Origin of the sequence: Acinetobacter sp. YH01022 (genome assembly GCF_013420235.1) — a bacterium.
Lineage (GTDB): Bacteria > Pseudomonadota > Gammaproteobacteria > Pseudomonadales > Moraxellaceae > Acinetobacter.
Genome location: NZ_VOYP01000017.1, coordinates 1 through 26,408, shown reverse-complemented (window position 1 = coordinate 26,408; position 26,408 = coordinate 1). Strand labels below are relative to the sequence as shown.

At 43.0% G+C, this 26,408-nt stretch carries 40 protein-coding genes; 34 read left to right on the top strand and 6 right to left on the bottom strand.

Annotated features, from left to right (window positions below; all coding sequences use genetic code 11):
- Positions 1–21: 21 nt before the first annotated feature.
- The 28 genes from rplC (at position 22) to FTT87_RS07845 (ending at position 14,903) form a co-directional block, all read left to right on the top strand.
- Positions 22–660, top strand: a complete 639-nt coding sequence (gene rplC, locus FTT87_RS07980) for a 50S ribosomal protein L3 (protein WP_086195775.1) — start codon at positions 22–24, stop codon at positions 658–660.
- A gap of 11 nt (positions 661–671) precedes the next feature.
- Positions 672–1,274 (top strand): 50S ribosomal protein L4, encoded by a 603-nt coding sequence (gene rplD / locus FTT87_RS07975; RefSeq protein WP_086195774.1) that lies wholly within the window; start codon positions 672–674, stop codon positions 1,272–1,274.
- Positions 1,271–1,591, top strand: a complete 321-nt coding sequence (gene rplW / locus FTT87_RS07970; RefSeq protein WP_086195773.1) for a 50S ribosomal protein L23 — start codon at positions 1,271–1,273, stop codon at positions 1,589–1,591. The genes rplD and rplW overlap by 4 nt, the downstream gene beginning before the upstream one ends.
- A gap of 11 nt (positions 1,592–1,602) precedes the next feature.
- Entirely contained in the window at positions 1,603–2,427 is an 825-nt protein-coding gene (gene rplB / locus FTT87_RS07965; RefSeq protein WP_086195772.1) for a 50S ribosomal protein L2, read from the top strand.
- Positions 2,428–2,446: 19 nt separating this feature from the next.
- Positions 2,447–2,722, top strand: coding sequence for a 30S ribosomal protein S19 (gene rpsS / locus FTT87_RS07960; protein WP_004869548.1), 276 nt, complete (start codon positions 2,447–2,449; stop codon positions 2,720–2,722).
- Positions 2,723–2,731: 9 nt separating this feature from the next.
- On the top strand, positions 2,732–3,061 hold the full coding sequence (gene rplV / locus FTT87_RS07955; RefSeq protein WP_086195771.1) for a 50S ribosomal protein L22: 330 nt from the start codon (positions 2,732–2,734) through the stop codon (positions 3,059–3,061).
- Position 3,062: 1 nt separating this feature from the next.
- On the top strand, positions 3,063–3,815 hold the full coding sequence (rpsC, locus tag FTT87_RS07950) for a 30S ribosomal protein S3 (protein ID WP_086195770.1): 753 nt from the start codon (positions 3,063–3,065) through the stop codon (positions 3,813–3,815).
- 3 nt (positions 3,816–3,818) lie between these two features.
- The gene (gene rplP / locus FTT87_RS07945; RefSeq protein WP_180174652.1) at positions 3,819–4,232 is read left to right on the top strand and encodes a 50S ribosomal protein L16; all 414 of its coding nucleotides are present in this window, start codon (positions 3,819–3,821) and stop codon (positions 4,230–4,232) included.
- Entirely contained in the window at positions 4,232–4,429 is a 198-nt protein-coding gene (gene rpmC / locus FTT87_RS07940; RefSeq protein WP_004650482.1) for a 50S ribosomal protein L29, read from the top strand. Before rplP ends, rpmC begins: the two co-directional genes overlap by 1 nt.
- The gene (gene rpsQ / locus FTT87_RS07935; RefSeq protein WP_086195769.1) at positions 4,426–4,683 is read left to right on the top strand and encodes a 30S ribosomal protein S17; all 258 of its coding nucleotides are present in this window, start codon (positions 4,426–4,428) and stop codon (positions 4,681–4,683) included. The genes rpmC and rpsQ overlap by 4 nt, the downstream gene beginning before the upstream one ends.
- A 91-nt stretch (positions 4,684–4,774) precedes the next feature.
- On the top strand, positions 4,775–5,143 hold the full coding sequence (rplN, locus tag FTT87_RS07930; RefSeq protein WP_004657680.1) for a 50S ribosomal protein L14: 369 nt from the start codon (positions 4,775–4,777) through the stop codon (positions 5,141–5,143).
- A gap of 9 nt (positions 5,144–5,152) precedes the next feature.
- Positions 5,153–5,470 (top strand): 50S ribosomal protein L24, encoded by a 318-nt coding sequence (rplX, locus tag FTT87_RS07925; RefSeq protein ID WP_086195768.1) that lies wholly within the window; start codon positions 5,153–5,155, stop codon positions 5,468–5,470.
- Positions 5,471–5,486: 16 nt separating this feature from the next.
- Positions 5,487–6,023: a 50S ribosomal protein L5 gene (gene rplE, locus FTT87_RS07920; RefSeq protein ID WP_086195767.1), complete on the top strand. Its 537-nt coding sequence runs from the start codon at positions 5,487–5,489 to the stop codon at positions 6,021–6,023.
- A gap of 9 nt (positions 6,024–6,032) precedes the next feature.
- A complete protein-coding gene (rpsN, locus tag FTT87_RS07915) occupies positions 6,033–6,338 on the top strand; it encodes a 30S ribosomal protein S14 (RefSeq protein ID WP_086174452.1) in 306 nt (101 codons plus the stop codon).
- Positions 6,339–6,350: 12 nt separating this feature from the next.
- The gene (gene rpsH, locus FTT87_RS07910; protein WP_086195766.1) at positions 6,351–6,746 is read left to right on the top strand and encodes a 30S ribosomal protein S8; all 396 of its coding nucleotides are present in this window, start codon (positions 6,351–6,353) and stop codon (positions 6,744–6,746) included.
- A gap of 13 nt (positions 6,747–6,759) precedes the next feature.
- On the top strand, positions 6,760–7,293 hold the full coding sequence (gene rplF / locus FTT87_RS07905; RefSeq protein WP_086195765.1) for a 50S ribosomal protein L6: 534 nt from the start codon (positions 6,760–6,762) through the stop codon (positions 7,291–7,293).
- A gap of 14 nt (positions 7,294–7,307) precedes the next feature.
- On the top strand, positions 7,308–7,658 hold the full coding sequence (gene rplR / locus FTT87_RS07900) for a 50S ribosomal protein L18 (RefSeq protein ID WP_086195764.1): 351 nt from the start codon (positions 7,308–7,310) through the stop codon (positions 7,656–7,658).
- Between the two features lie 2 nt (positions 7,659–7,660).
- Positions 7,661–8,158 carry a 30S ribosomal protein S5 gene (rpsE, locus tag FTT87_RS07895; RefSeq protein ID WP_086195763.1) on the top strand — a complete coding sequence of 166 codons (498 nt, stop codon included), beginning with the start codon at positions 7,661–7,663 and terminating at the stop codon, positions 8,156–8,158.
- 6 nt (positions 8,159–8,164) lie between these two features.
- Complete coding sequence (rpmD, locus tag FTT87_RS07890; RefSeq protein ID WP_067762901.1) at positions 8,165–8,341, top strand: 50S ribosomal protein L30; 177 nt, start codon at positions 8,165–8,167, stop codon at positions 8,339–8,341.
- A 3-nt stretch (positions 8,342–8,344) separates the two neighbouring features.
- Positions 8,345–8,785 (top strand): 50S ribosomal protein L15, encoded by a 441-nt coding sequence (gene rplO / locus FTT87_RS07885; RefSeq protein ID WP_086195762.1) that lies wholly within the window; start codon positions 8,345–8,347, stop codon positions 8,783–8,785.
- Between the two features lie 45 nt (positions 8,786–8,830).
- Positions 8,831–10,150 (top strand): preprotein translocase subunit SecY, encoded by a 1,320-nt coding sequence (gene secY, locus FTT87_RS07880; protein WP_171263179.1) that lies wholly within the window; start codon positions 8,831–8,833, stop codon positions 10,148–10,150.
- A gap of 19 nt (positions 10,151–10,169) precedes the next feature.
- Complete coding sequence (rpmJ, locus tag FTT87_RS07875) at positions 10,170–10,286, top strand: 50S ribosomal protein L36 (protein WP_000867907.1); 117 nt, start codon at positions 10,170–10,172, stop codon at positions 10,284–10,286.
- Positions 10,287–10,392: 106 nt separating this feature from the next.
- On the top strand, positions 10,393–10,749 hold the full coding sequence (gene rpsM, locus FTT87_RS07870; RefSeq protein ID WP_086174447.1) for a 30S ribosomal protein S13: 357 nt from the start codon (positions 10,393–10,395) through the stop codon (positions 10,747–10,749).
- Positions 10,750–10,768: 19 nt separating this feature from the next.
- On the top strand, positions 10,769–11,155 hold the full coding sequence (gene rpsK, locus FTT87_RS07865; protein WP_001040166.1) for a 30S ribosomal protein S11: 387 nt from the start codon (positions 10,769–10,771) through the stop codon (positions 11,153–11,155).
- 12 nt (positions 11,156–11,167) lie between these two features.
- Entirely contained in the window at positions 11,168–11,794 is a 627-nt protein-coding gene (gene rpsD, locus FTT87_RS07860) for a 30S ribosomal protein S4 (RefSeq protein ID WP_086195760.1), read from the top strand.
- A gap of 17 nt (positions 11,795–11,811) precedes the next feature.
- Complete coding sequence (locus FTT87_RS07855; RefSeq protein ID WP_004869497.1) at positions 11,812–12,819, top strand: DNA-directed RNA polymerase subunit alpha; 1,008 nt, start codon at positions 11,812–11,814, stop codon at positions 12,817–12,819.
- A gap of 18 nt (positions 12,820–12,837) precedes the next feature.
- Positions 12,838–13,203 carry a 50S ribosomal protein L17 gene (rplQ, locus tag FTT87_RS07850; protein ID WP_004281488.1) on the top strand — a complete coding sequence of 122 codons (366 nt, stop codon included), beginning with the start codon at positions 12,838–12,840 and terminating at the stop codon, positions 13,201–13,203.
- Between the two features lie 203 nt (positions 13,204–13,406).
- Complete coding sequence (locus FTT87_RS07845; RefSeq protein ID WP_180174651.1) at positions 13,407–14,903, top strand: NAD(P)/FAD-dependent oxidoreductase; 1,497 nt, start codon at positions 13,407–13,409, stop codon at positions 14,901–14,903.
- A 149-nt stretch (positions 14,904–15,052) separates the two neighbouring features.
- On the opposite strand, the gene FTT87_RS07840 is transcribed toward FTT87_RS07845, so the two are convergent.
- Positions 15,053–16,225: an acyl-CoA dehydrogenase family protein gene (locus tag FTT87_RS07840; RefSeq protein WP_180174650.1), complete on the bottom strand. Its 1,173-nt coding sequence runs from the start codon at positions 16,223–16,225 to the stop codon at positions 15,053–15,055.
- A gap of 189 nt (positions 16,226–16,414) precedes the next feature.
- Between FTT87_RS07840 and FTT87_RS07835 the strand changes: the two genes are divergently transcribed.
- The 5 genes from FTT87_RS07835 to FTT87_RS07815 all read left to right on the top strand — a co-directional run bounded on the left by FTT87_RS07835 (position 16,415) and on the right by FTT87_RS07815 (position 21,666).
- Complete coding sequence (locus tag FTT87_RS07835; protein WP_218944703.1) at positions 16,415–16,672, top strand: succinate dehydrogenase assembly factor 2; 258 nt, start codon at positions 16,415–16,417, stop codon at positions 16,670–16,672.
- Entirely contained in the window at positions 16,665–17,051 is a 387-nt protein-coding gene (locus tag FTT87_RS07830) for a hypothetical protein (RefSeq protein WP_180080452.1), read from the top strand. Before FTT87_RS07835 ends, FTT87_RS07830 begins: the two co-directional genes overlap by 8 nt.
- A 516-nt stretch (positions 17,052–17,567) precedes the next feature.
- Positions 17,568–18,623: a hypothetical protein gene (locus FTT87_RS07825; protein ID WP_180042098.1), complete on the top strand. Its 1,056-nt coding sequence runs from the start codon at positions 17,568–17,570 to the stop codon at positions 18,621–18,623.
- A 90-nt stretch (positions 18,624–18,713) separates the two neighbouring features.
- Positions 18,714–19,283 (top strand): rhombosortase, encoded by a 570-nt coding sequence (gene rrtA / locus FTT87_RS07820; protein ID WP_086195754.1) that lies wholly within the window; start codon positions 18,714–18,716, stop codon positions 19,281–19,283.
- Positions 19,284–19,467: 184 nt separating this feature from the next.
- On the top strand, positions 19,468–21,666 hold the full coding sequence (locus FTT87_RS07815; protein ID WP_180174649.1) for a TRAP transporter large permease subunit: 2,199 nt from the start codon (positions 19,468–19,470) through the stop codon (positions 21,664–21,666).
- Positions 21,667–21,702: 36 nt separating this feature from the next.
- On the opposite strand, the gene FTT87_RS07810 is transcribed toward FTT87_RS07815, so the two are convergent.
- From FTT87_RS07810 to FTT87_RS07790, 5 genes are all read right to left on the bottom strand, one after another.
- The gene (locus FTT87_RS07810) at positions 21,703–22,602 is read right to left on the bottom strand and encodes a DMT family transporter (protein WP_180174648.1); all 900 of its coding nucleotides are present in this window, start codon (positions 22,600–22,602) and stop codon (positions 21,703–21,705) included.
- A 56-nt stretch (positions 22,603–22,658) separates the two neighbouring features.
- Positions 22,659–23,087 carry a hypothetical protein gene (locus FTT87_RS07805; protein WP_180174647.1) on the bottom strand — a complete coding sequence of 143 codons (429 nt, stop codon included), beginning with the start codon at positions 23,085–23,087 and terminating at the stop codon, positions 22,659–22,661.
- A 13-nt stretch (positions 23,088–23,100) separates the two neighbouring features.
- A complete protein-coding gene (locus tag FTT87_RS07800; protein WP_171522002.1) occupies positions 23,101–23,310 on the bottom strand; it encodes a YheV family putative zinc ribbon protein in 210 nt (69 codons plus the stop codon).
- Between the two features lie 41 nt (positions 23,311–23,351).
- Positions 23,352–25,391 carry a M3 family metallopeptidase gene (locus FTT87_RS07795; RefSeq protein WP_180174646.1) on the bottom strand — a complete coding sequence of 680 codons (2,040 nt, stop codon included), beginning with the start codon at positions 25,389–25,391 and terminating at the stop codon, positions 23,352–23,354.
- A 121-nt stretch (positions 25,392–25,512) separates the two neighbouring features.
- Positions 25,513–26,202 carry a hypothetical protein gene (locus tag FTT87_RS07790; protein WP_180174645.1) on the bottom strand — a complete coding sequence of 230 codons (690 nt, stop codon included), beginning with the start codon at positions 26,200–26,202 and terminating at the stop codon, positions 25,513–25,515.
- Positions 26,203–26,307: 105 nt separating this feature from the next.
- On the opposite strand from FTT87_RS07790, the gene FTT87_RS07785 reads away from it, so the two are divergent.
- A partial coding sequence (locus FTT87_RS07785) for a transposase (protein WP_373423506.1) occupies positions 26,308–26,408 on the top strand: 101 nt, incomplete at its 3' end.

The window sequence follows — 26,408 nt, the reverse complement described above, 5'->3', positions numbered from 1 at the left end:
CTTTTTTAGAGGTTTATGCACATGGCTATTGGTTTAGTCGGTCGCAAGTGCGGTATGACTCGTATCTTTACAGATGCTGGTGTTTCTGTACCTGTAACAGTGATTGAGGTTGATCCTAACCGCATCACTCAAATCAAAACGCTTGAAACTGATGGTTATCAAGCGATTCAAATCACTACTGGTGAACGTCGCGAATCTCGCGTAACTAACGCTCAGAAAGGTCACTTCGCTAAAGCGGGTGTTGCTGCTGGTCGTCTGGTTCAAGAATTCCGCGTATCAGAAGCTGAGCTTGAAGGTCGTGAAGTTGGCGCTACTATCGGTGTAGATCTGTTTACAGTAGGTCAAATTGTTGACGTAACTGGTCAGTCTAAAGGTAAAGGCTTCCAAGGTGGTGTTAAGCGTTGGAACTTCCGTACTCAAGACGCTACTCACGGTAACTCTGTTTCTCACCGTGTTCTAGGTTCTACAGGTCAAAACCAGACTCCTGGTCGCGTGTTCAAAGGCAAAAAAATGGCTGGCCATTTAGGTGCTGAACGCGTAACTACACAGGGTCTTGAAATCGTTGCTATCGACGCTGAACGTTCAGTTCTGGTTGTTAAAGGCGCGGTTCCTGGTGCTACTGGTGGCGACGTAACTGTTCGTCCTACGATCAAGGCCTGAGGGGAAATAACGTGAATTTAAATACTGTTTCCGGCTCTGCTGTTGAATTATCTGAAGTTGCTTTCGGTCGTGAATTTAACGAAGCTCTTGTACACCAAGTTGTTACAGCTTATTTGGCTGGTGGTCGTCAAGGTTCGAAAGCTCAGAAATCACGTGCTGACGTATCTGGCGGTGGTAAAAAGCCATTCCGTCAAAAAGGTACTGGCCGTGCGCGTGCTGGTTCTATTCGTAGCCCGATCTGGGTAGGTGGTGGTAAAACTTTTGCCGCTCGTCCACAAGATTGGTCTCAAAAAGTTAACCGTAAAATGTACCGCGGTGCTATGCAATGCATCCTGGCTGAACTTGTTCGTCAAGATCGCTTGGTTTTAGTTGAAGAGTTTGCTGTTGCTGCTCCAAAAACTAAAGAGTTGCTTGCAAAACTTAACGACTTGAATGCTACTCGTGCATTAATCGTTACTGATGCTGTTGATGAGAACTTGTATCTTGCTGCACGCAACATTCCACACGTTGATGTGGTTGATGCTGCTGCAATTGATCCTGTTAGCTTGATCGCGTTCGACAAAGTTGTTATGTCTGTAGCTGCTGCTAAGAAAATTGAGGTAGAACTCGGATGAACAACGAACGTATCTATCAAGTCCTGCAAGGACCTGTATTCTCAGAAAAAGCACAAGTTTTAGGTGAAACTGCTGGTGTTCAAGTTTTTAAAGTTGCATTAAATGCAAACAAACTTGAAATCAAAAAAGCAGTGGAACAACTCTTTGGTGTTCAAGTTGTTAAAGTTAACACAACGATCACTAAAGGTAAGACTAAACGCTTTGGTAAAACATTAGGACGTCGTTCTGATGTTAAAAAAGCATACGTCACCCTGAAAGCTGGCCAAGATGTTGAAATGGCTGACTTGGGCGATACCGCTGAAAGCGCAGCGGAATAAGGACGAGAATTATGCCTATTCAAAAATGTAAGCCAACGTCACCAGGACGTCGCTTTGTAGAGAAAGTCGTTCACGACCATCTTCACAAAGGCGCGCCTTATGCTCCGTTGGTTGAAGCTAAAAAACGTACTGGTGGTCGTAATAACAACGGTCACATTACAACTCGTCACGTTGGTGGTGGTCATAAACAACACTACCGTATCGTTGACTTCAAACGTAACAAAGACGGCATTCCAGCTGTAGTTGAACGTATTGAATACGATCCTAACCGTACAGCTCATATTGCTTTATTGAAATATGCTGACGGTGAACGTCGTTACATCATTGCGCCTAAAGGTTTGCGTGCTGGTGATAAAGTACAATCTGGTAACGATGCTCCAATTCGTCCAGGTAACTGCTTGCCACTTCGCAACATGCCTATCGGTTCTACTCTTCACAACATCGAGCTTAAAATCGGTAAAGGCGCGCAATTAGCTCGTTCAGCTGGTACTTCTGTTCAGTTGTTGGGTCGTGACGGTTCTTACGCTATCGTTCGTTTACGTTCTGGTGAAATGCGTAAAATTCACGTTGAATGCCGTGCTGTTTTGGGTGAAGTTTCTAACTCAGAAAGCAACCTTCGTTCACTAGGTAAAGCTGGTGCATCACGCTGGCGTGGTGTTCGTCCTACCGTTCGTGGTATGGCGATGAACCCAGTTGACCATCCACACGGTGGTGGTGAAGGGCGTAACAAAGGTATTCAACCTGTAAGCCCATGGGGTCAAAAAGCTAAAGGGTACAAGACACGTACCAACAAGCGTACGACTAAGATGATTATTCGCGACCGTCGCGTTAAGTAACAAGTAAAGGAATCTGACAATGCCTCGTTCTCTGAAAAAAGGCCCATTCGTCGATGCGCACTTGTTCGCTAAGGTTGAAGCGGCTGTAGCGAGTAACTCTCGCAAGCCGATCAAAACTTGGTCGCGTCGTTCGATGATTCTCCCAGATTTTGTTGGTCTAACAATTTCTGTTCATAATGGTCGTAACCATGTTCCAGTGATTGTATCTGAACACATGGTTGGTCATAAACTCGGTGAATTCGCGCCAACTCGTACCTATCGTGGTCACGGTGTTGACAAGAAATCTAAACGTTAAGGTGCGATGATGGAAGTTACTGCTAAATTACGCGGTGCCGCTATCTCGGCACAAAAAGCACGTTTGGTTGCAGATCTGATCCGTGGCAAATCTGTTGCTCACGCTTTAAATATCTTGAACTTCAGCAACAAAAAAGCTGCAGTTTTAGTGAAAAAAGCGTTGGAATCTGCGATTGCAAACGCTGAACATAATAACAGTTTAGATGTAGACGACCTTACAGTATCTACGATTTACGTTGACGAAGGCATCAGCCTTAAACGTATTATGCCACGTGCTAAAGGCCGTGCAGATCGTATTACTAAGCGTACTTGTCACATCACCGTTAAGGTAGGGGTTTGATATGGGTCAGAAGGTTCATCCAATCGGTATCCGCCTAGGTGTTGTGAAACGTCATAACGCTAACTGGTATGCGAATCCGAAACAATACGCTGAATACTTGCTTAAAGATTTGCAAGTTCGTGAGTTTTTAATTAAAAAACTTAAGAATGCAATGATCAGCAATATTCTTATCGAACGTCCTACAGGCGCTGCTAAAATTACTATTAGCACTGCTCGTCCTGGTATCGTTATCGGTAAAAAAGGCGAAGACATTGAAAAATTACAACGCGAATTAACATCTATTATGGGTGTTCCTGCGCAAGTAAGCATCAACGAAATCGATCGCCCAGACTTAGACGCTCGTTTAGTTGCTGAAGCGATCGCTTCTCAATTAGAGAAACGTGTAATGTTCCGTCGTGCTATGAAGCGTGCGGTTCAGAACACGATGCGTGCTGGTGCTAAAGGTATCAAAGTTGAAGTTTCTGGTCGTTTAGGTGGTGCTGAGATTGCACGTACTGAATGGTATCGTGAAGGTCGTGTACCTTTGCATACACTTCGTGCAGACATCGACTACGCTACTATGCGTGCTGAAACTACTTACGGTACGATTGGTGTTAAAGTTTGGATTTTCCGTGGTGAGATCTTAGGTGGCATGAAACAAGTCATGAACCCTGCTCCTGCTGAAGAACGTCCAGCTAAACGCGGTCGCGGTCGTGGTGAAGGTCAAGAGCGTCGTGGTCGTCGCAATGATCGTTCTGCTGAAAAAGGAGAATAATCCATGTTGCAACCTAAACGTACTAAATTCCGCAAAGTGCAAAAAGGCCGTAACACTGGTCTAGCACACCGTGGTAGCACAGTATCTTTCGGTACTATCGCACTTAAATCTATTGAACGTGGTCAAATGACTGCGCGTCAAATTGAAGCTGCGCGTCGTACAATTAGCCGTCGTATTAAACGTGGTGGTGAGATCTTTATCCGTGTTTTCCCGGACAAGCCAATTACTGAAAAACCATTAGAAGTTCGTATGGGTAAAGGTAAAGGTTCTGTGGAATACTGGGTTTGCCAAATCAAACCAGGTAAAGTCTTGTACGAAATTGATGGTGTTAACGAAGAATTGGCTCGTGAAGCATTTACGCTTGCAGCTGCTAAACTTCCGTTTAAAACCACTATCGTGACTCGGACGGTAATGTAATGAAAACTAAAGATCTACGTGAAAAATCGGTAGAAGAGTTGACAGCTTTGCTTGATGAGCAACAGCTTAACCAATTCCGTCTTCGTATGGCTAAGGCAACTGGTCAATTGGGTAAATCGCATGAAGTTGCGCTTACTCGTAAGACTATTGCTCGTATCAAGACACTCCTTACCGAAAAACAGGGGAACGGACAATGAGTGAACAAACAGTTCGCACGTTAACCGGTAAAGTTGTAAGCGACAAAATGGACAAGTCTATTGTTGTGCTTATTGAACGCCGCGTTCAACACCCGTTGTATGGCAAATCAATCCGCCGTTCAACTAAATTACACGCTCATGATGAGAACAATGTTGCTAAAACTGGCGACGTAGTGACCATTAAAGAAAGCCGCCCAATTTCTAAAACTAAGTCTTGGACTTTAGTTGAAGTGATTGAAGCAGCTGCTGAGTAATTAGACGTTCTTGTTGCATCATCGGTTAATTTCGAGTACTCTTTGAGCCTTTCGAAATGTGACCGGTGATGCTCGGTTTTGGAGTAGGGCAATGATTCAAACCGAAAGTATGCTCGACGTAGCAGACAACAGTGGTGCTCGCCGCGTACAATGTATTAAAGTACTTGGTGGTTCACATCGTCGTTATGCTTCTGTTGGCGACATTATTAAAGTTACTGTAAAAGAAGCTATTCCACGCGCACGTGTTAAAAAAGGTGACGTGATGAATGCTGTAGTTGTACGTACAAAATTTGGTATCCGTCGTCCAGACGGTTCAGTGATTCGTTTCGACGATAACGCTGCTGTAATTTTGAACAACAACAAAGCGCCGATTGCAACTCGTATTTTCGGACCAGTGACTCGTGAACTTCGTACTGAACAGTTCATGAAAATCATTTCATTGGCTCCTGAAGTTCTATAAGAGGCACTCATGGCTAAGATTAAAAAAGGCGATCAAGTAATTGTGATCGCAGGTAAAGAAAAAGGCAAACAGGGTACTGTGTTGTCAGTTTCTAATGACCGCGTTAAGGTTGAAGGCCTTAACTTGGTGAAGAAGCATCAAAAGCCTAACCGAGCTACTGGCGCTGAAGGCGGCATCGTAACTCAAGAAGCTGAGCTTCATATCTCAAACGTGGCAATTTTTAATGCTACAACCCAAAAGGCTGACCGTGTTGGTTACCAAACGATTGAAGGCGTGAAAACTCGCGTTTATAAATCTAACGGTGAATCAGTGGCGGTAGCGAAGTAATAGGTTGAAATAGGCAATGGCCAGACTTAAAACACGTTACAACGACGTACTTAAAGCTCAGTTACAAGAGCAATTGGGCGTTAAAAATGTGATGGAGATTCCTCGCATCACTAAAATCACCATTAACATGGGTGTTGGTGCGGCATCAGCTGACAAGAAATTGTTAGATGGCGCTCTTTCTGATATGCAAGCGATTGCTGGTCAAAAACCAGTTCTTACTCTAGCTCGCAAATCAATCGCTGGTTTCAAAATCCGTGATGGTTGGCCGATTGGTTGTAAAGTTACTTTACGCGGCGAACAAATGTACGAATTCTTAGACCGTTTGATCTCTATCGCGATCCCTCGTATTCGTGACTTCCGCGGTTTTTCTGCGAAATCATTTGATGGTCGTGGTAACTATTCGATGGGTTTGAAGGAACAAATCATGTTCCCTGAAATCGATTTCGATAAGATTGATCGTATTCGTGGTATGGACATTACCATTACTACGACTGCTCGCACCGATGACGAAGGCCGTGCGCTTATGCGTGCATTCGGCTTCCCGTTCAAATAAGAGGTCGATATGGCTAAGAAAGGTATGATTAATCGCGAATTGAAACGCGAAAAAACAGTTGCTAAATTTGCTGCAAAACGTGCTGAATTAAAAGCTACGATTGCAAATGTAAATGCGAGCGACGAAGAACGTTTCGATGCGATGATGAAGTTACAGGCATTACCACGTAATGCGTCTCCAGTACGTCTACGTAACCGTTGTGGTTTAACTGGTCGTCCTCATGGTTACTTCCGTAAGTTCGGTTTAAGCCGTAACAAATTACGCGATACAGTAATGCAAGGTGATGTACCGGGCGTTGTTAAGGCAAGCTGGTAAGGAGCACTATAAATGAGTATGCAAGATACCGTTGCCGACATGTTAACCCGTGTTCGTAACGCACAAATGGCAAAGAAACAAACTGTTTCTATGCCAAATTCTAAGTTGAAGGTTGCAATTGCAAACGTACTTCAACAAGAAGGTTATATTTCAAACGTAGAAGTTGCAGATGCTGAAGGCAAACCAACTTTAACACTTACGTTAAAATATTTTGAAGGCAAACCAGTTATCGAAACTGTGAAACGTGTAAGCCGTCCAGGTCTACGCCAGTATCGCGGTAAAGATGCACTTCCTAGCGTTAAGCAAGGTTTAGGTATTGCAATTGTTTCTACAAGCAAAGGCATCATGACTGATCGCGCTGCACGTGCTGCGGGCATCGGTGGTGAAGTTATTGCTTTTGTTTCTTAATAGGTGATTCCTCATGTCTCGTGTGGCTAAAGCCCCAGTAACTGTACCTAACGGTGTAACAGTTACTCAGAACGGCCGGCAGGTCGAAGTGAAAGGCAGCAAAGGTACATTGTCTTTCAACCTGCATGCGCTGGTCGAGCTAAAACAGGAAGAAGGTCAACTTCAAATTGCTCCTAAAGCTGAGTCGAAAGACGCTTGGATGCAAGCTGGTACTGCTCGCGCTGTGTTAAACAACCTTGTAAAAGGTGTTAGCGAAGGTTTCGAACGCAAGTTACAACTTATCGGTGTTGGGTATAAAGCTGCGGTTAAAGGTAACGTTGTTAACCTTAACCTTGGTTTCTCTCACCCGATTGATTACAACCTTCCAGAAGGTGTAACTGCTGAAACTCCTACAGCGACTGAAATCATTCTTAAATCTGCTGATAAAGCAGCTTTAGGTCAAGTTGCTGCAGATATCCGTGGTTACCGTCCACCAGAGCCTTATAAAGGTAAAGGTGTTCGTTATTCTGACGAAGTTGTACTTCGTAAAGAAGCTAAGAAGAAATAAGGCGCGAGGTTCTTATGAACGAAAAGAAACAATCCCGTTTGCGTCGTGCGAAAAGCACACGCTTGCACATTCGTGCATTGGGTGCGACTCGCTTGTGTGTAAACCGCACACCGCGTCACATCTATGCTCAAGTTATCTCAGCAGATGGTGGCAAAGTTTTAGCTCAAGCTTCAACTTTAGATGCTACTTTACGTGCTGGTACAACTGGTAACGTTGATGCGGCTCAAAAAGTGGGTGCTTTAATTGCAGAACGTGCGAAAGCAGCTGGCGTAACTAAAGTTGCATTTGACCGTTCTGGTTTCAAATATCATGGTCGTATCAAAGCCTTGGCTGATGCTGCTCGTGAAAACGGCTTGGAGTTCTAATCATGGCTAAAGTTGAACAAAACGAAGGTCTTGTTGAAAAGCTGGTTGCCGTTGATCGTGTAGCCAAAGTTGTTAAGGGTGGTCGTATCTTCTCTTTCACAGCATTAACTGTTGTGGGTGATGGTAATGGTCGCGTAGGTTTTGGTCGTGGTAAAGCACGTGAAGTTCCAGCTGCTATTTCTAAAGCACTTGAAGCTGCACGTCGTAACATGATTACTGTTGAGCTTGTTAACGGTACTGTACAACACCCTATTAATGCTCGTCATGGTGCAAGCCGCGTTTACATGCAACCTGCTTCTGAAGGTACTGGTGTAATTGCTGGCGGTGCTATGCGTGCAGTTCTAGAAGCTGTTGGCGTACATAACGTATTGACAAAATGCTATGGTTCTACAAACGCTGCTAACGTAGTGAACGCAACTTTTAAAGGTTTGCGTGACATGACTTCTCCTGAGAAAGTCGCTGCGAAACGTGGTCTTTCAGTAGAACAAATTCAAGGGTAATCAATCATGAAAACGATTAAAGTTACCCAGACTAAATCTTCTGCGCACCGCTTGAAAAATCACAAGCTTAGCCTTAAAGGTTTAGGTCTGCGTCGTATTGGTCATACTGTAGAAGTGCAAGATACGCCTTCTAACCGCGGTATGATCAACCAAGTCTACTATATGGTTAGTGTAGAGGAATAAGCCATGACTCTGCGTTTAAATACTATTGCACCTGCAGAAGGTGCTAAACGTGAAAACCTTCGTTTAGGCCGTGGTATCGGTTCTGGCGTTGGTAAGACTGGTGGCCGTGGTGTCAAAGGTCAAAAATCACGTAAGAGCGGTGGCGTACGTCCAGGTTTCGAAGGTGGTCAAACTGCGTTATATCGTCGTTTACCTAAATTCGGCTTCACTAGCCAACTTGCTTTAAAAACTGCTGAAGTACGTTTATCAGAGCTTGCTAAAGTTGAAGGTGATATCATTTCACTTGAAACTTTAAAAGCTGCCAATGTTGTACGTAAAGATATGACTCGTGCTCGTATCGTACTTTCTGGTGATATTACTCGTGCATTCACTGTACAAGGTGTTGCTTTGACTAAAGGCGCTAAAGCTGCTGTTGAAGCTGCTGGCGGTAAAGTCGAGGAGTAATCGCTAGTGTCTATGTCTCCTAGTTCTTCAGGTCATGTCAACATGATGAAAGGCCAGCCATTTCATGTGAAATATCGTGAAATTATTCGTCGATTAATGTTTTTGATTGGCGCATTACTGGTCTTTCGACTAGGAGCACATATTCCGCTGCCGGGTATTGATAATGTCGCTTTAGAACGTTTTTTCAAAGCTAATGAAGGTACTTTCTTAGGTTTGTTTAATATGTTCTCTGGCGGAGCATTAGAGCGAATGTCAATTCTTGCGTTGGGAATCATGCCATATATCTCTGCATCGATTATCGTGCAGTTGATGTCAACAGTCGTTCCTTCGCTGGAAGCGTTAAAGAAAGAAGGCGAGCAGGGTAAGCGTAAGATTAATCAATATACGCGTTACGGCACGTTATTACTTGCATTGGTACAAGGTGTTGGTATGTGTGCTGGTCTGATTAGCCAAGGAATTACCTTGACCTCAGGACTGGCTTTTTACATTCCTGCTGTAACTTCATTGGTTGCAGGTACTATGTTCTTAATGTGGTTAGGAGAGCAAATTACCGAACGTGGTGTTGGTAATGGGATCTCCATGATCATTTTTGCAGGTATCGTTGCTGGTTTGCCAAATATTGTAATTCAAGCATTCACTTCGGTGGATAATGGTCAATCGAGCTTAATTGGTCTGGCTGTATTTGCATTACTTTCAGTTGCGGTTCTTGCTGCGATTGTATTTATTGAAAAGGCACAACGTCGTATACCGGTTAACTATGCTCAAAAGCAACAAGGGCGTCGCGTATTTACTGCACAGCAGACACATTTGCCATTGAAATTAAATATGGCGGGGGTTATTCCAGCAATTTTTGCGAGTTCATTATTGCTGTTCCCTGCAAGTTTAGGTCAATGGTTGGGTAGTTCTGATCCAAATGCAGGAATCGTAAAGCGTAGCCTACAAGATTTGGCATTGGTATTATCGCCTGGACAACCTTTGTATTTGGTGCTCTTCGGTGCGTTAATTATCTTTTTCTGTTATTTCTATACTGCACTTGTGTTCAGTCCTAAAGAAGTATCAGAGAACTTGAAACGCAGCGGAGCTTATGTACCTGGTATTCGCCCAGGTGAGCAAACTGCTCGTTACTTAGATCATATTCTTAATCGTTTGACATTCATTGGTGCAATTTATATTACGGTCATCTGTTTGATGCCAATGATTCTGCAAAGTTCTTTTGGTATTCCATTCCATTTAGGTGGTACATCCTTGCTGATCGTAGTGGTTGTTGTGATGGACTTTATGGCTCAGCTACAAGCCCATCTCACTTCGCACCAGTATGACAATCAAACGTTAATGAGAAAAACGACTGCTCATCCTAAGGGATAAGCGCACTTGAGGTTTCATCATGAAAGTACAAGCTTCTGTTAAAAAAATTTGTGGTAGCTGTAAAGTTATCCGTCGTAATGGGGTTATCCGCGTTATTTGTAGCGCTGAACCTCGTCATAAGCAGCGTCAAGGTTAATCTGATCAAGACCTGTTGATTTCAGTAGGCTAATTAGGTTATTATCCGCCCCTCAAGATATTTGTGGGGCGGTTGATTATCTCTACTGCCTTTTTGGAGAAAGTGAATGGCTCGTATTGCCGGTGTAAACATTCCGGATAACAAGCATGCTGTTATCTCCCTCACGTATATTTTTGGTATCGGTCGCCACACTGCTAAGAACATCTTAGCTGCTGCTGGTATTGCACCAACTACTAAGATCCGTGAATTGGATGATGCTCAGCTTGATGCGATTCGTGCAGAAATTACCAAGGTTCCGACCGAAGGTGATTTACGTCGCGAAATTTCCATGAACATTAAACGTTTAATGGATTTAGGCTGCTACCGCGGTCTTCGTCATCGTCGCAGCTTGCCTGTCCGTGGACAACGCACCAAAACTAACGCACGTACCCGTAAAGGTCCGCGCAAACCTATTAAGAAATAAGATTTCTGGAAGCTAAAAGATGGCTAAAGATACTCGCACACGCAAGAAGGTCACTCGTACCGTCTCTGAAGGTGTTGCACACATTCACGCTTCTTTTAATAACACCATTGTGACTATTACCGATCGTCAAGGTAATGCACTGGCTTGGGCCACTTCAGGTGGACAAGGCTTCCGTGGATCACGTAAATCAACTCCGTTTGCTGCTCAGGTAGCTGCTGAAGTTGCTGGTAAAGCAGCTTTGGATTACGGTTTGAAAAACTTGGATGTCCTTGTAAAAGGTCCTGGTCCTGGTCGTGAGTCTGCGGTTCGTGCTTTAGGTGCAGTGGGTTATAAAATTAACAGCATTACCGATGTGACGCCAATCCCGCACAACGGTTGTCGTCCACCTAAAAAACGTCGTGTGTAAGGAGAATCATTCATGGCTCGTTATATTGGTCCAAAATGCAAACTCTCTCGCCGCGAAGGGACAGACCTGCAATTAAAATCTGGCGTTAAACCATTTGACGTTAAGACAAAAAAACATGCTAAAGCACCTGGCCAACATGGCGGGGCTCGTGGCAGCAAACAATCTGAGTACTCACTACAATTACGTGAAAAACAAAAAGTACGTCGTATGTACGGTGTGTTAGAACGTCAATTTAGTAACTACTATAAAGAAGCTGCTCGTGTTAAAGGCGCAACAGGTGAAAACTTGTTGAAACTGCTTGAAAGCCGCCTTGATAACGTAGTTTATCGCATGGGTTTTGGTTCTACACGTGCAGAAGCTCGTCAGCTTGTATCTCACCGTAGCATTACTTTGAATGGTCGTCGTGTTAACATCGCGTCTATCCAAGTTAAAGCTGGCGATGTAATCGCAGTTCACGAAGGTGCTAAACAACAATTGCGTATTAAAGGCGCAATTGAATTGGCTGCTCAACGTGGTATTCCTTCTTGGATGGAAGTTGACCATTCAAAACTAGAAGGTACGTTTAAAGCTGCACCGGATCGTTCTGATTTACCTGCTGAAATCAACGAAAGCTTGATTGTAGAATTGTATTCTAAATAATCCTTGAGGTAGCAATAATGACGCGTACTGCAAATGAGTTTCTAACTCCGCAAGCGATCAAGGTCGAAGCGGCTAGCGGGACCTCGGCAAAAGTGATTCTGGAACCATTAGAGCGTGGCTTTGGTCATACTCTTGGTAATGCTTTACGTCGTATCCTTCTTTCTTCTTTACCTGGCGCTGCTGTGGTTGAAGTTGAAATAGAAGGGGTTGAGCACGAGTACAGTACCTTGGAAGGCTTGCAGCAGGACATCGTCGAGCTCTTGCTGAACCTAAAAGGATTGTCGATTAAGCTGTTCGATCAAAACGAAGCATATTTGACATTAGAAAAACAAGGTCCAGGCGATGTAACAGCCGCTGATCTTCGTTTACCTCATAATGTTGAAGTGGTAAACCCTGAGCATTTGATCGGCACTTTAAGTGCTTCAGGCAATTTAAAAATGCGCCTGAAAGTTTCTCAAGGTCGTGGTTATGAAACTTCTGACTCACGTTTCCCAGAAGGCGAGACTCGCCCTGTGGGTCGCTTACAGTTAGATGCTTCTTATAGCCCAATCAAACGTGTGTCTTACACAGTAGAAAATGCTCGTGTAGAACAACGTACTGACCTTGATAAACTGATCATTGATCTTGAAACAAACGGTACAGTTGATCCTGAAGAAGCAATCCGTAAAGCGGCAACAATCTTGCAACAACAAATTGCAATTTTTGTTGATCTTCAGAAAGATCAAGCTCCTGTTGCTCAAGAGCCTCGCGAAGAAGTGGATCCAATCTTGCTTCGTCCAGTAGATGATCTAGAGCTTACTGTTCGTTCTGCTAACTGTTTGAAAGCAGAAAATATTTACTACATCGGTGATTTGGTTCAACGTACTGAAGTGGAGTTGTTAAAAACTCCTAACCTCGGTAAAAAATCGTTAACTGAAATCAAAGATGTTCTGGCTTCTAAAGGCTTACAACTCGGCATGCGTTTAGAGAACTGGCCACCAGCTAGTCTCCGTATGGACGACCGTTTTGCCTATCGTAGCCGTTAATTAAGTAGGACTATCACCATGCGTCATCGTAATAGTGGTGTGAAATTAGGCCGTACAAGCAGTCATCGTAAAGCGATGTTCCAAAACATGGCTAACTCTTTGTTCGAGCACGAGTTGATTAAAACAACTGTGCCTAAAGCTAAAGAGTTACGTCGTGTAGCTGAGCCTTTAATCACTTTAGCTAAAAACGATACTGTTGCAAACCGTCGTTTGGCGTTTGCTCGTACTCGTTCAGCAGCAACTGTTGGTAAATTATTTACCGTTCTTGGCCCTCGTTACAAAGAACGTAACGGCGGTTATCTACGTGTTCTTAAAGCGGGCTTCCGTGCAGGTGATGCTGCACCGATGGCTTACGTTGAGCTAGTAGATCGCGAAGTTAACTAATTTCGCAAGAATAGCTTCAGTTGTTCTAAAAAAGACCGGTGTTTCACCGGTCTTTTTTATGCCTGATAATTTTTTATTGTCGGCAAATTTAAGCTTTTGTCCCGAACTGATATATTTTTTATGAGTTTTATACAAACTAGACATTAAGTATTGTCAATTTTATGGTTTAATAAAATAAAGCTTAAACAGGTTATAAAAAGAACATGGAAAAACATATTGATGTCTTGATTGTCGGTGCCGGTATTTCGGGTATTGGTCTGGCTGTTCATCTTTCGAAAAATTGCCCACAACGCCAGTTTGAAATTATTGAGCGTCGTGAAAGTTTTGGCGGAACTTGGGATTTATTCAAATATCCGGGAATCCGCTCCGATTCAGATATGTCGACCTTTGGTTTTAATTTTAAGCCGTGGCAAAAAGACAGCGTCTTGGCGGATGGCCCATCCATCAAAAATTATTTATCTGAAGTGATTGACGAGTATCAGCTTAAAAATAAAATCCATTTTCAGCATCGGGTTTTGGCGGCGAATTATGATTCGACCACTAAAAAGTGGGTGGTTGAAATTGAAGACATGGCTCAAAAAAAGCAAACCTGGGTGGCCAATTTTGTTTTAGGTTGTACTGGTTATTATAATTACGATCAGGGATTCCAACCTGAATTTCCAAATCAGTCTGCATTTAAAGGCGAGTTTATTCATCCACAACATTGGCCTGAGCAGCTCGATTATTCTGGTAAAAAGGTTGTAATTATTGGTAGTGGAGCCACAGCGATTACCTTGGTGCCAGCCATGGCGAAAGGTGGTGCAGGGCATGTCACCATGCTGCAACGCTCCCCCACCTATATCGCCTCTGTGCCGTCAATTGATCTGGTCTATGACAAAATGCGTAAGATCTTACCAGAAGATCTGGCCTATAAATTAACGCGCGCGCGTAATATTGGCATGCAACGTGGTATTTATGCCCTGGCGCAGAAACAGCCGAAACTGCTCAAGAAGCTTTTGCTGAATGCGGTGAAATTCCAGCTCAAGGATAAAGTTGACATGAAGCATTTTACTCCAAACTATGAGCCTTGGGATCAGCGTCTGTGTGTGGTACCGGATGGTGACCTGTTTAAGATTCTGCGTGAAGGCCGTGCTTCAGTTGAAACGGATCAAATTGAAAAATTTACTGAAACGGGTATTCAGTTAAAGTCCGGTAAACATTTGGATGCGGATATTGTCGTTTCTGCAACCGGATTGAATATTCAGATTTTAGGCGGTATTCAGGCCACGATTGATGGCAAGCTGATGAATACCTCTCAACATATGCTGTATCAGGGCATCATGGTCAGTGATGTGCCAAATATGGCCATGATTATTGGCTATATCAATGCTTCCTGGACACTGAAAGTGGATATTGCGGCGGATTATATTTGCCGTCTGATCAACTATATGGATAAAAATGGCTATGATGAAGTGATTCCACAAGGTGACGCGACCGAGTTAATGCAAGATACCGTGATGGGCAGTCTGAGTTCAGGTTATATTGCCCGTGCTGCTGATGTGATGCCGAAACAGGGCAAGCATGCACCTTGGAGTGTCTCCAATAATTATCTGGCTGACCGTAAACAATTAAAGCATGCACGCTTTGATGATGGTGTGCTTAAATTTCATAAACGTGAGCAACAAGATAAGAAAAGTGCAACACCACGTTTAGTCTCATAATTGAATTTCATTATTTTTTGAAGAGAGAGCAGTAATGCTCCCTCTTTTATACCTATTGAATTATGGGTTCAAGTTGTCAGCTTTTATTCTGCTGCAAGCTGCTACAGATAGAGTACCAAGCATTGAACCGGTATAGAAATAAATGTTGATTATAGCGAACGTGAAATCAGTTCTTTCATGATTTCATTGGTACCAGCATAAATGCGATTGGCACGGTTATCAATATAGGCACGTGCAATCGGGTATTCCATCATGTAACCATAACCGCCATGCAGCTGTAGGCATTCATCCACGACTTTAGAAAACATTTCGGAAATTTTGTATTTCGCTGCTGCCGCTGCATCAATACCCAATTTTTCTTCAAGCTGTAATTCCATACAACGGTCTAAATAAGCACGACAGAAATCAATTTCAGTGCGTAATTCTGCCAGTTTAAAGCGGGTATTTTGAAAAGCACTGATCGGCTTGCCGAAAGCTTGTCGCTGTTTGGTATATTGCACGGTATGCGCGAATGCTGCTTCGGCTCCCGCCTGACAAATGATCGCGACCAGCATGCGTTCCCAAGCCAGTTCTTTCATCAGCATCATAAAACCCATGCCTTCCATACCGAGTAAGTTTTCTTTAGGCACACGGACATTGTCAAAGAACAACTCGCAGGTATCTTGTCCTTTCATACCAATTTTATTTAAAGGTTTGCTTTTACTGAAACCGGCACGGTCAGCTTCGACCATAATTAAAGACAGATTAGCTGAACCTTTATCACTGCTGCCCGTTTTGCAGACCACAATCGCCATGTCACACAGGTAGCCATTGGTGATAAAAATTTTGGAACCATTGATGACATAATCACTGCCATCCAAAACAGCAGAGGTACGTACTGCTTGTAAGTCAGATCCTGTTCCCGGTTCGGTCATGGCAATGGCAGTAACGACTTCACCTGTAGCCATTTTTGGTAGCCAGTGCTGCTTTTGTTGCTCATTGCCGAAATTGCAGATGTAATTGGCCACAATATCCGAATGTAACGAAAAGCCAGTTGCTGAATCCATGGCATAGGCCTGTTCTTCAATCAGGATCATGCTGTAAAGACGGTCTACCCCCGAGCCTCCGTATTGTTCCGGCATGGTGGCACAAAGTAAGCCCAGTGCACCCGCCTTGTTCCACAAATCCCGGTCGACATGCTGTTGCTGTTCATATCTGGCAGTATTGGGAACCACTTCCTTTTCATAAAATTTGCGTACCGTTTCACGGAAAGCTTCATGTTCGGCATTAAACAAATGACGGGGCAGCATATTGGCTAAAGGTCGAATCGCAGCTGATTGCATTATTATTGTGTCCATCTAGAAATATGTTGTTTGATAAAAATTAAAAGATTGAGGCATAAGCGACAATGAGATGAATGCTCAAATGTACAGATAAAATGATGAATTTGGTCAATTTGGGCAAATGGCTCGAAATAGAGGGGATGGATAGGGTAAACTAGCAAAAAATTTCACACTGTTGGGGAGCTAGCTATGAGCGAAGAAATCAGCTTGGAAGAACGCAAAGTCATTTATCGTGCTCGTCGCGGTTTAAAAGAGATTGATGTTTATTTTGACCCTTATGTAAAAAATTATTATCTACAGGCAGATGCAGCAGAGAAAGAAACTTTTGCTGAGTTGGTCGCGCAAGAGGACCCAGATCTGTTAGATTGGTTTATGGAAGTGTCTGAACCGCCACGTCCGGAAATGAGAGCCTTGATTGCCAAGTTGAAAAATTACGTTCATGGCTAACCGTTGTTTTCAGCTGAAACGCAGCCGTCTGGCCTGCATATTTCAGCTGAGCATTTTTACTCTGTTGATTGTGCTTTTGCAGCAACTCTTGCCCGTATGGCTATGGTTGCTGTGTATTGTGCTAGGTGTAATGACCTATGCCTATGGCTTGAAAGTCCCTCAACTGATCTGTTTGGAACATTTGCATGCACGTGAATGGTCACTGTCGCATTTAAAATCGCAACAGGTTAAACGTGTGTCGGTTAGTCATTTGATTGATCATCAGCTTTATATTGTGGTGTATTTCCAGCATTTTCAGGAGAAGCCACTCTTGATTTGGGTTGATCAATTGCCTTTTAAGCAATGGAAAGCACTGAAAAAACTGGCTAAATTAAGCTAATTGTTAGACAGTTGTATAAAATTTATTTTAATTAAATTATTTATAATCAAATATATAGTTATATTTTTTGTTCTTTGTAAGACAGTTTGATGAGAAAAATCACAAATGTTGCAATTGTCAGACAATTTTTCCAGTGAATTATTTCAGCTAAATGTAAATTAAAACCACCAACAGCAACTGAGGAAATCATCATGGTGATTCCAACTTGGATGTTTCTGGTGATAGCAATTGTTTTGGCGATTGTTATTGGGCGACTAGGAACAGTGCTGAAGGATCGATTTGCACAACCTGAAAGCCGTTAGGCTTTGACCCCTTGATAAGTAGCATGTGCCGAACCGTCGCAATGCTACTTTTTTTTGCCCAAAATTTTTAACTTGATGGAATACAGTCAATTTTCCGTACATCATTTCGTGGCACAGTAGCAAACCAAATTAGAGTGAATACTCTTTTATTCAAATTTTGCATCTGCTATGTTTAGGTGCTATGGACATAAACACAATTATAGAGGACAGGAAAATGTCGCAAGTCCAAAAAATATGCCAAGGTATGGCAGCCATCATCGTTACAAGTTCTTTATTATCAGGTTGTTCTCAAGTGGTTAAATCAGGGGCAAACATTGCCCTAGGTTTTAGTGAGAAACATATTGTACCGCCTATCTTGGCCATGGATGATGCTGATATGGCATGCAATTCAGGCAATGCCTTAACGCCTGCTATTATGTCCACCAAAGATATGGGGGCAGACCCAACCCGTATTGCGGTTCTTTTATATGCTTCATCAGGAGTTTGTGCTGAAAATCAGGCCTTGGAAGCAGAATTGCATTATTTACGCGCTTCTAAAGCGGGGCAAGTTTCAGAAGCACAAGATGCCCGTATCCAGCAAAAACGCTGGGCTGCCATTGCCGCACAGCGTCAGTATGCAGGCTACCAGCTATTAGAAAAGCGTTGGGCGACAAAATATAACAAGGCCCTAGGTGATGGGTGCCCAAAAATGAAAAGTGACCTCGATCAAACGGTATATTTAATGGGAATGATCAGTGGCTTACAGGCCATGACCAATGACATTAATTCTGGCGGTGCCGTCAATGTACCGAAAGATATTGCGGCAGTGGTGGAACGCGGCATGGTGTGCCTAGATAATTCCAAATTCTGGGGTGCGCCAGAAGCTGCACGTGCAGTCATTTGGACCTTGTTGCCGGGTGCGGGAGATGGTAAGCCCGACCCTTATCAGACTTTAAAACAGTCGGTGCAACTGGGTGAACAAAAAGGTGTACGCTTGTCACATGCCCTGTATGCGGTCGCAGCTCAAGCCAGTGGCGATGATGCCAAGATTCGTGATGCACTGAAAGCATTTGCCACAGCCCGCTCTGAAGAAAAACCGGTTAATCCGCAGTTCAGACTGGTAGACAGTATGGCGCAAAATATGGTGCAGGGGATTTCAGACCGTTACTGGACTGAACATACCGGCATCCGCTCCAGTGATGATGGGATGCAACGTTTCTGGGATGATCAGGATAATTCTGCAGAACTGGATGATTTATTTACTGAAAATGAGAGTGCTGCATCCTCTTAAGTTGAATGGGATGAAAAAAATATAAGAAAAATATGGGTTGGGATGATGTTTTATTTTTAATCCATTATTTCTAAACTGGGGGGCATGCCAATGAAAAACCCGTTTCTGATGCAAAAGATTATTTTTATTGCATTTGTAATGTCTTTTTCGGCATGCCTTCAAGTTTTTGCAGACTCGTTTATTTATTGGCAAGCTGATTTATTTAAAGAATTCTGGCGTTTATGGACTGCCCATTGGGTACATGTGGGATGGATTCATTATCTGCTCAATATGCTGGCTTTTGCCTGTTTACCTTTCATCTTTCCACGCGTCAAAATCTGGCATTTCGTTGCTTTACTTTTATTACTTCCGCCATTTATCAGTCTGTGTTTTTATTATTTTTTTCCGGATATAGAAGCTTATGCCGGCCTGTCTGGAGTCTTGCACGGGGCGTATGTCACCGTTGCCTGTGTACATCTGTTGTATAGAAAAGAGCGCAATTTTGCTGCCTTGGTGTTGTGCCTGATTCTGGGAAAATTGCTTTGGGAAAATACGGTAGGCAGTGTCGGTACAGCGGAACTGATTGGTAGTCCAGTCTTGGTTGAAGCACATTTATTGGGGGTGATTGGAGGAGTCGTCATCGCTTTGGCTTATGTTTTATGGGAATATTTTGTTGAATAGTGGCAAGATTGACATTTAAAACAGAAAAGAAAATACATATTGTCATTTTCATTGATATCGAGTTAATGCAAATTTGTTGATAAGAATAAATAGATTGAATAGAGAAAGGATGTTTTCTATTCAGAAAAGGAAAGTGGCATTGCTGAAGTTGTAGCAATGATTAAAAGAAAAAATAGGAATGCACATGCAAAATGATGAAAATAGCAGATCAGGATTAGGTCTGTTACGTTATATATGGACAGAGTGGATCTCGACTTTTGTCATTCTATTACTACTTTTACTCACACTCATCATCGGTACTGGTGAGATGATTCATGGTCAGCTATTACGTATGGGTGAACGTTTGTATGGCAATGAAGATATTGGCATGCAATATTCTTTTTTACGTGCAGAACCCACCAAGCCAAGCTGTGACTTACATCCGGATATTGATGCGCAAGTACAAAAACAAATGAAAGCCAATGCCAATGATGAGTTCGCTGATATTTTCGGGACCACATCGGAAGCAGATGTACGGGCTTCGGTTCTGGCAGGGCAGCAACAGTGCCAGGAAAAGTATCAGTTCTATGACAAAGCCATTCAATATATGGATGATCATCCAACGATAAGAACTTACCGTACCCTGGAAACCTCATTCTTTGGTGTTTTTAAATTTGGTACTGAAAACCGTGTCATTATTTTATTGCTGATGGTTGTGGTTGCTGCAATCACCGCTTCAGTCAAGTTTCATCATATTGGCTTACGTGCTCCAACCACCAAGCTGGATTATCGTGTTTATGCCCTGTTTATGGCATTAGGTAATGGTCTGCTGACGGCATCGGTACTCAGCCAATACCATTCCATTATCAACTCAGGTGTGACTTCTACTTATGAAACACTGACGGTTTACTGGCTGTGGATTTTCCTATTTATTAGCTTAACCCTGATCAGTCTGTTACAACTCTTTAAACCTCCTGTGGCCAAACAGGAAGCTAAGGGCAATCTGGGGCTGGCTTTACTGAGTGTGCCTTTATATGCCTACATGGCATTAGTGACCGGGATTGTGTTTACCTTTGTCATGGATTATCCAATGGGGCAAGGGATTTACCTCGGAATTCTGGTGGAATTCTCTGGCATTTTCTTAAACCTGGCACTGTTTATCTGGGCGGGTATGCTATTGACCCAAACTCGGGTGATGGATTTATTTCTCGGTATTTTACGTCCGTGGAACCTGGCCCCTGAAACCCTGACCTGGCTGATTTTGATTGCCGCTGCGATTCCAACGGCCTATACCGGTGCTTCCGGGATTTTTGTTGTGGCAGCAGGTGCGATCATTTATAAGGAAGTATGGAATTCGGGTTCACGCCGTCAATATGCCTTGGCTGTTTCCGCCATGTCTGGCTCGCTGGGGGTGGTGATTCGTCCCTGCTTGCTGGTGATTCTGATTTCCATGCTCGACAGCCGACATGTAACTTCAGATGAGCTGTTTGATCACGGTATTTATGTCTTCTGGTTGACCGCTTTGATTTTCCTGGGAGTATCCCTCTACCTTGCGGAAACACGTTTCCGTGTGAACTCGCCTAAAGTGGCGGTACCGGGCATGTTAAAAGCCATTGTGCCGGTGATTCCTTATATCGTGATTACTGTTGTGGTCATTTTAATGTATACCCTGGGTCTGGATACCCAAATGGATGAATTCACTGCTCCGGTGATTCTGCCGATTATCCTGATTGCTTACATTATGTTTGATAAATGGTGGGGTGACCGTTTTGTGACACCACCAGACCGTCATGCAGCTTTAACCCTGGAACATGAAAAAAAGTCGACCTTTATGCGCGAACATACACCGCATGGGGGAGAAAAATCACGCGGCTTTGCCCATTCCATGTGGTTTGCTTCAGCAGAAACCGTTGGACATATTGGTGCGCTGATTATCTTGATGGCCTTGTCTGCAAGTGTAGGCGGTCTGATTGAGCGTAGTGAAGTAGTAGAATTATTGCCAACGCATTTGGGTAATATCTATATTTCACTGGCCTTTATTGCCCTGTTGCTGGCAATTGTCGGTATGACGACAGATCCGTTTGGTGCCGTGATTTTGGTTGCTGCCACCATTGCACCGGTGGCTTATGAAAATGGTATCCATCCAATCCATTTCTGGATGATTGTACTGGTCGCATTTGAGTTGGGCTATGTCTCTCCGCCAGTGGCGCTGAACCATCTTCTGACTCGAATGTCGGTAGGTGATGATGAGGTTCGTGCTGCCGATGCGGAAGCAAAGGTCAAATACACCAAGTTCTATTACCGTTATGAACGCTGGTTGCTGCCGATTATGGTGCTGTTCCCGTCTTTACTGATTGTGACCTATGCGCCGTATATTTTTAAACTGTTCGGTTGGTATCATTAATTCATCGTGTTAAAAAAGCACCTTCGGGTGCTTTTTTTATGATTGGAAAAACTGGCTGAATGATTGGATTGAACGTTTTTTCACCAAGGGACTACACAGGATAATGGCAGTTAAAATGAGTCCGAAACCGATTAAACTGTAATAATCTGGTGTTTCCTGCCAAAAGATAAAGCCCCAGATCCCGGCAAAAATAATGGCAATATAATTTACCGGGCCAATTTGTCCGGCAGGGGCGAGTTTATAGGCATTGGACATAAAAATCTGGCTGATATTGGCCAGCAGGCCTGCACCAATCAAGAAACCTAGTTCAGTCCAGGTATAAGGACGCCATAGCCAGAACATCGGAATCATGGAAATGAGGGTGCCGATAAAACAGAAATAAAACACGATTTTTTCTGGCGATTCGGTACTGGTAAGTGCACGAACCGTCACAAATGCCAGGGCAGCCAGGAAGCTGGCCCCCAGACCAATGACTGACATCTGGTTAAACATGCCGGCATCAGGTTTGGCCACAAAAATGACACCGACCAGGCCAATTGCTGCTGCGAGTAACATGGATTTGGTGATTTTTTCTTTCAGACATAACCAGGCAATCAGGGGAATAAAAATCGGGGAAGAATAGGTGAAGACCATGGCATTGGACAGCTTTAAATGGGCAATTGCGTAAAAGAAGCCATACATGGCAATCAGCCCGATGATGGCACGCCAGCTATGCATCCAGATTTTTTCGGTTTTAAAAAATCCAATTCCTTTACGGTAAATAAACGGTAGAAAAATAAAGAGGCCGACAAAGTTGCGAAAAAATACAATGCTGGGATTATCTACCGTATGTGAAGCATAGCGAATACAGACGCCCATCAGGGAAAATAAAAAGGCAGAGCAGGTCAGTAAAGTAAGTGCTGCAAGCAGGTTCTGATTGCTGGTCGGTAGGGACATGAAAGAAATCAGCTAAAACATGTGCTGATATTTTAGCTGAATATTCAACTATAAAATTATTGTTTTTGAGCCAATTGAGCTTCGAGTAATTTAATCTGTTCTTCTTTCAGGGCAATCAGCTCATCTGCATCGGCGTGTTGAGCTTTTAGCATGGCTTCCTGTTCATTTAACTGGCTTTGAATATCATCCAGTTTGGCCACTTCTTCTTTGGCGAGTGATTCATTTTCTGGAACAGCTTCTTTCAGAATTTTTTCATCCACCAGCTGAATGGTTTTCTGCTCGGCTTGAGCAAGTGGTTCAGCTGGTTTTTCAGCTTTAGCCGCCGGTTTTGCAGGAGCCGTTAAACGGGCTCCTTCATGTTCAGGCAATGTTTCGTTTGAAGTTGCAAAAAACCATTGATAGGCCAAAAAAAGCGCAATGATTGCAACCAATCCCCCCATAATGCCCAATAAAAGTTTTGGGCTATTTCTTTGATCTAATGTCATATTGAACCTGTTTTTATTTAGGCTGACGTGGTTTGAACTGAATGACACCAATCTCATCCGGCAGTTCCGGCATTTGTGGTTCTTCGACATGTGTTGGCCGGTTTTCACTATAGCCACACTCGATACATTCAATCCATTCATCGTCGCCAGAAGTTAGCATGACAACCCGATCCAGTGCTTCACATTTTGGACATTTAGCACCTGCAATGAAACGACGTTTGATAGTCATCATCCTAACCTTCCGAACAATCTTAGACAGTTAGTTTAAGCGTTTTTAGAGGGCTTCGTCCAACCTTGATGACGTAATAACGCATCTATTTTTGGCTCGCGTCCGCGGAAATTGATAAACGCGTCAAGTGCTGTATCTTTTCCGCCAACTGCTAGAATAAATTGACGAAATTCTTTTCCGGTCTGCACATTAAAGATTCCTTCTTTTTCGAAACGGTCGAAGGCATCACTGGCCAAAACTTCGGCCCACTTATAAGAGTAATAACCCGCAGCATAGCCTCCGGCAAAAATATGGCTAAAGCTATGCTGGAAACGGTTATAACTGGCTGTCGGTGCGACCGCATATTTTTGGCGAATTTCGTCCAGTGTCGCTTGTACCTGTTCGGCATTTAAAGCAGGACTGTGTTTGTGAATCGACAGGTCAAACAAGGCAAATTCGATTTGACGCAAGGTTTGCATACCGGACTGGAAGAAACGGGCATCCAGCAAGGATTTAAGCAAATCTTCTGGCAAATGCTGCCGGGTTTCGATGTGTTCACTGAGCAGATCGAGGCTGTCAGTATCCCAGGTCCAGAACTCCATAAACTGGCTTGGTAGCTCGACTGCATCCCAATCTACGCCGTGGGTACCTGCCACGGCAATATGGTCGACTTCGGTCAGCATATGATGCAGCCCATGGCCAAACTCGTGGAACAGGGTATTCACTTCATCGTGGGTGAGCAGCGCAGGTTGATCACCGACTGCAGGGGTAAAGTTGCAGACCATGTAGCAAATCGGTTTTTGCAGGCCTTGTCGGGTTTGCATGCGCGAGCGGAAACCGCTCATCCAGGCACCACCACGTTTGCCGCTACGCGCATACAGATCGAAATAAAAACCGCCGACTACCTTGCCTTGATCTTCCAGTTCAAAATAGCGTGCATCTGGATGCCAGACGGGCGCTTCACGTTCCACAATGTTGATGCCGTAAAGACGATTTACAATACTGAACAAGCCTTGCAAAATCTTGGGTGCAGGGAAATACGGTTTCAGTGATTCCTGCGATAAATTGAACTGTTGCTGTTTCAGTTTTTCCGAATAATAACCTGTATCCCACGGCTGTAATTCGAGAATGCCATCCTGAATGGCGATGGTTTTTAATTCGGCAATTTCTTTACTTGCAGGTGTTCGGGCATGTTCAGCCAGGTCGACCAGGAACTTATCTACGGTTTCGACATCCGGCGCCATTTTGCTGGCCAGCGATAACTCGGCATAGTTGTTGAAACCTAATAACTGTGCCATTTCATGACGTAGACTCAGGATTTCTTCCATCACCTGGGTATTGTCAAATTCAGGATGCTCAGATAGGTCGGAAGCACGTGTGGTATAGGCTTTGTATAACTCTTCACGTAAGCCACGGTCATCGGCATAGGTCATGATGGCCAGATAAGCCGGAATGTCCAATGTCGCAACTGACTGATCAAGTTCGCGTTGCTGACCATATTGTTTGAGCAGATCGATGCTGCTTTGTGGTAAACCTTTGAGTTGTTCTTCAGTTAGAGGCTTGAAGTAGATTTGTGTGGCATCGAGGACATGGTTAGAAAAGTCAGATGACAGCTGTGACAAACGTGCAGAAATTTCTGCATAGCGTTTTTTCGCTTCACCTTCTAAAGCCACGCCTGAAAGTTTGAAATCGCGCAGTGCCAGTTTAATGGCACTTTGATGGGCTGCAGGGAGGGTGCTAAATACGGATGAGTCATGTACATGTTGATAGCTTTGATAGAGCACCGTATGTTGACCCAGCTGGGTGTAGTATTCACTTAATGCTGGAAGCAGGGATTGATAAAGTTCACGCGTTTCTGTGTTATTCATCACGGCATTGAGATGTGATAGCACACCCCAAGCTTCGCTCATGTTGTTTTCCAACGTATCGACCTGCTCTAACACATCGAGCTGTGCCTGAGCATTTTCTGGAACTGCAGTTAAATCTTTTAAAAAACTTTGTCCTTGTTGAATGGCTTGTTCAATCTGTTGTTTTAAATCAGCCAGTTGAATCTGGTCAAATTGTGGAACGGGCAAGGTCGCCTTTTCTAAAGTCATTTCTAATACGCCATATCATTTATAAAGTTAATAGTAGATGTAGGGGTTTAATCTTTCGAAATCAAGTTGTAGGTTTAAATTAATAAGTACTGGTTTGTTGGGGTTGCATTGATTTACATATTTATGCAGGTTTAGTGTGTTGAGGAGCTAATAGTCTAAGTTGAATTTCATACATGGGGGCTATTTGTACAAACCTATTTTGAATAAATTCAAATGTTTTAAGATTTAATGTATTCGCTATTCCATAATCCAAATATTTATATTGATCTAACACGTTTATAGCTAGCACATTATTTTCGATACTATATTTTTTTTGAGGCATATGAATCTGAGGAATATTAATATTATCAATTCGGCTGAGCTTCATTACTTCGATTATTGTGAGATAGAGGTCTTCAAGAAAAAAGTATTCTTTATTTTGAGAATATAAATGTGGTTGGTAAAAATAGTCATACAATAAGTCATCTTTGAATATGTAAACGCAAAGTGGAAGCTTAAGGTTAGAATCTGTATAATTTTTATTTTTAATTGTTCCATGTTTAGATTTTATTGCATAGCTAAATACCCGGTGATAAGGAGATTCTTTATCAGTATTTAATTGGTCTCGAATTGAAATATTTAAGATCTCACTAAATTGTTTTTGTTCAAAAAAATGCAATAAATTTATACTTATATGCGCTAGTTTATTATTTAAAATAGAGTATTTTTCATCATTGTAAAGAGGGTGATTTATAGTCCCAGATAACTTTATAATTTCTTCATATGTATGCAAAATATTACAAATGAAATATCTTTCAATATCAGATATCATTTTTATTCCTATGATTTAATTGTTAAAAAATTATAATAAGAGCCTATCCAGTATTAATTTCATTCTTTTTTAGCACTTAAAAAAAGAATTTGTTAAAATTATTCAATGAGAAAACCATATCCCAGCGACATTAGTCGAGAAGCCTTTAAAGAAATTGAACCGTTACTATTGAGCGGAAGAAAACAAACACGTCCAAGAGTCGTTGA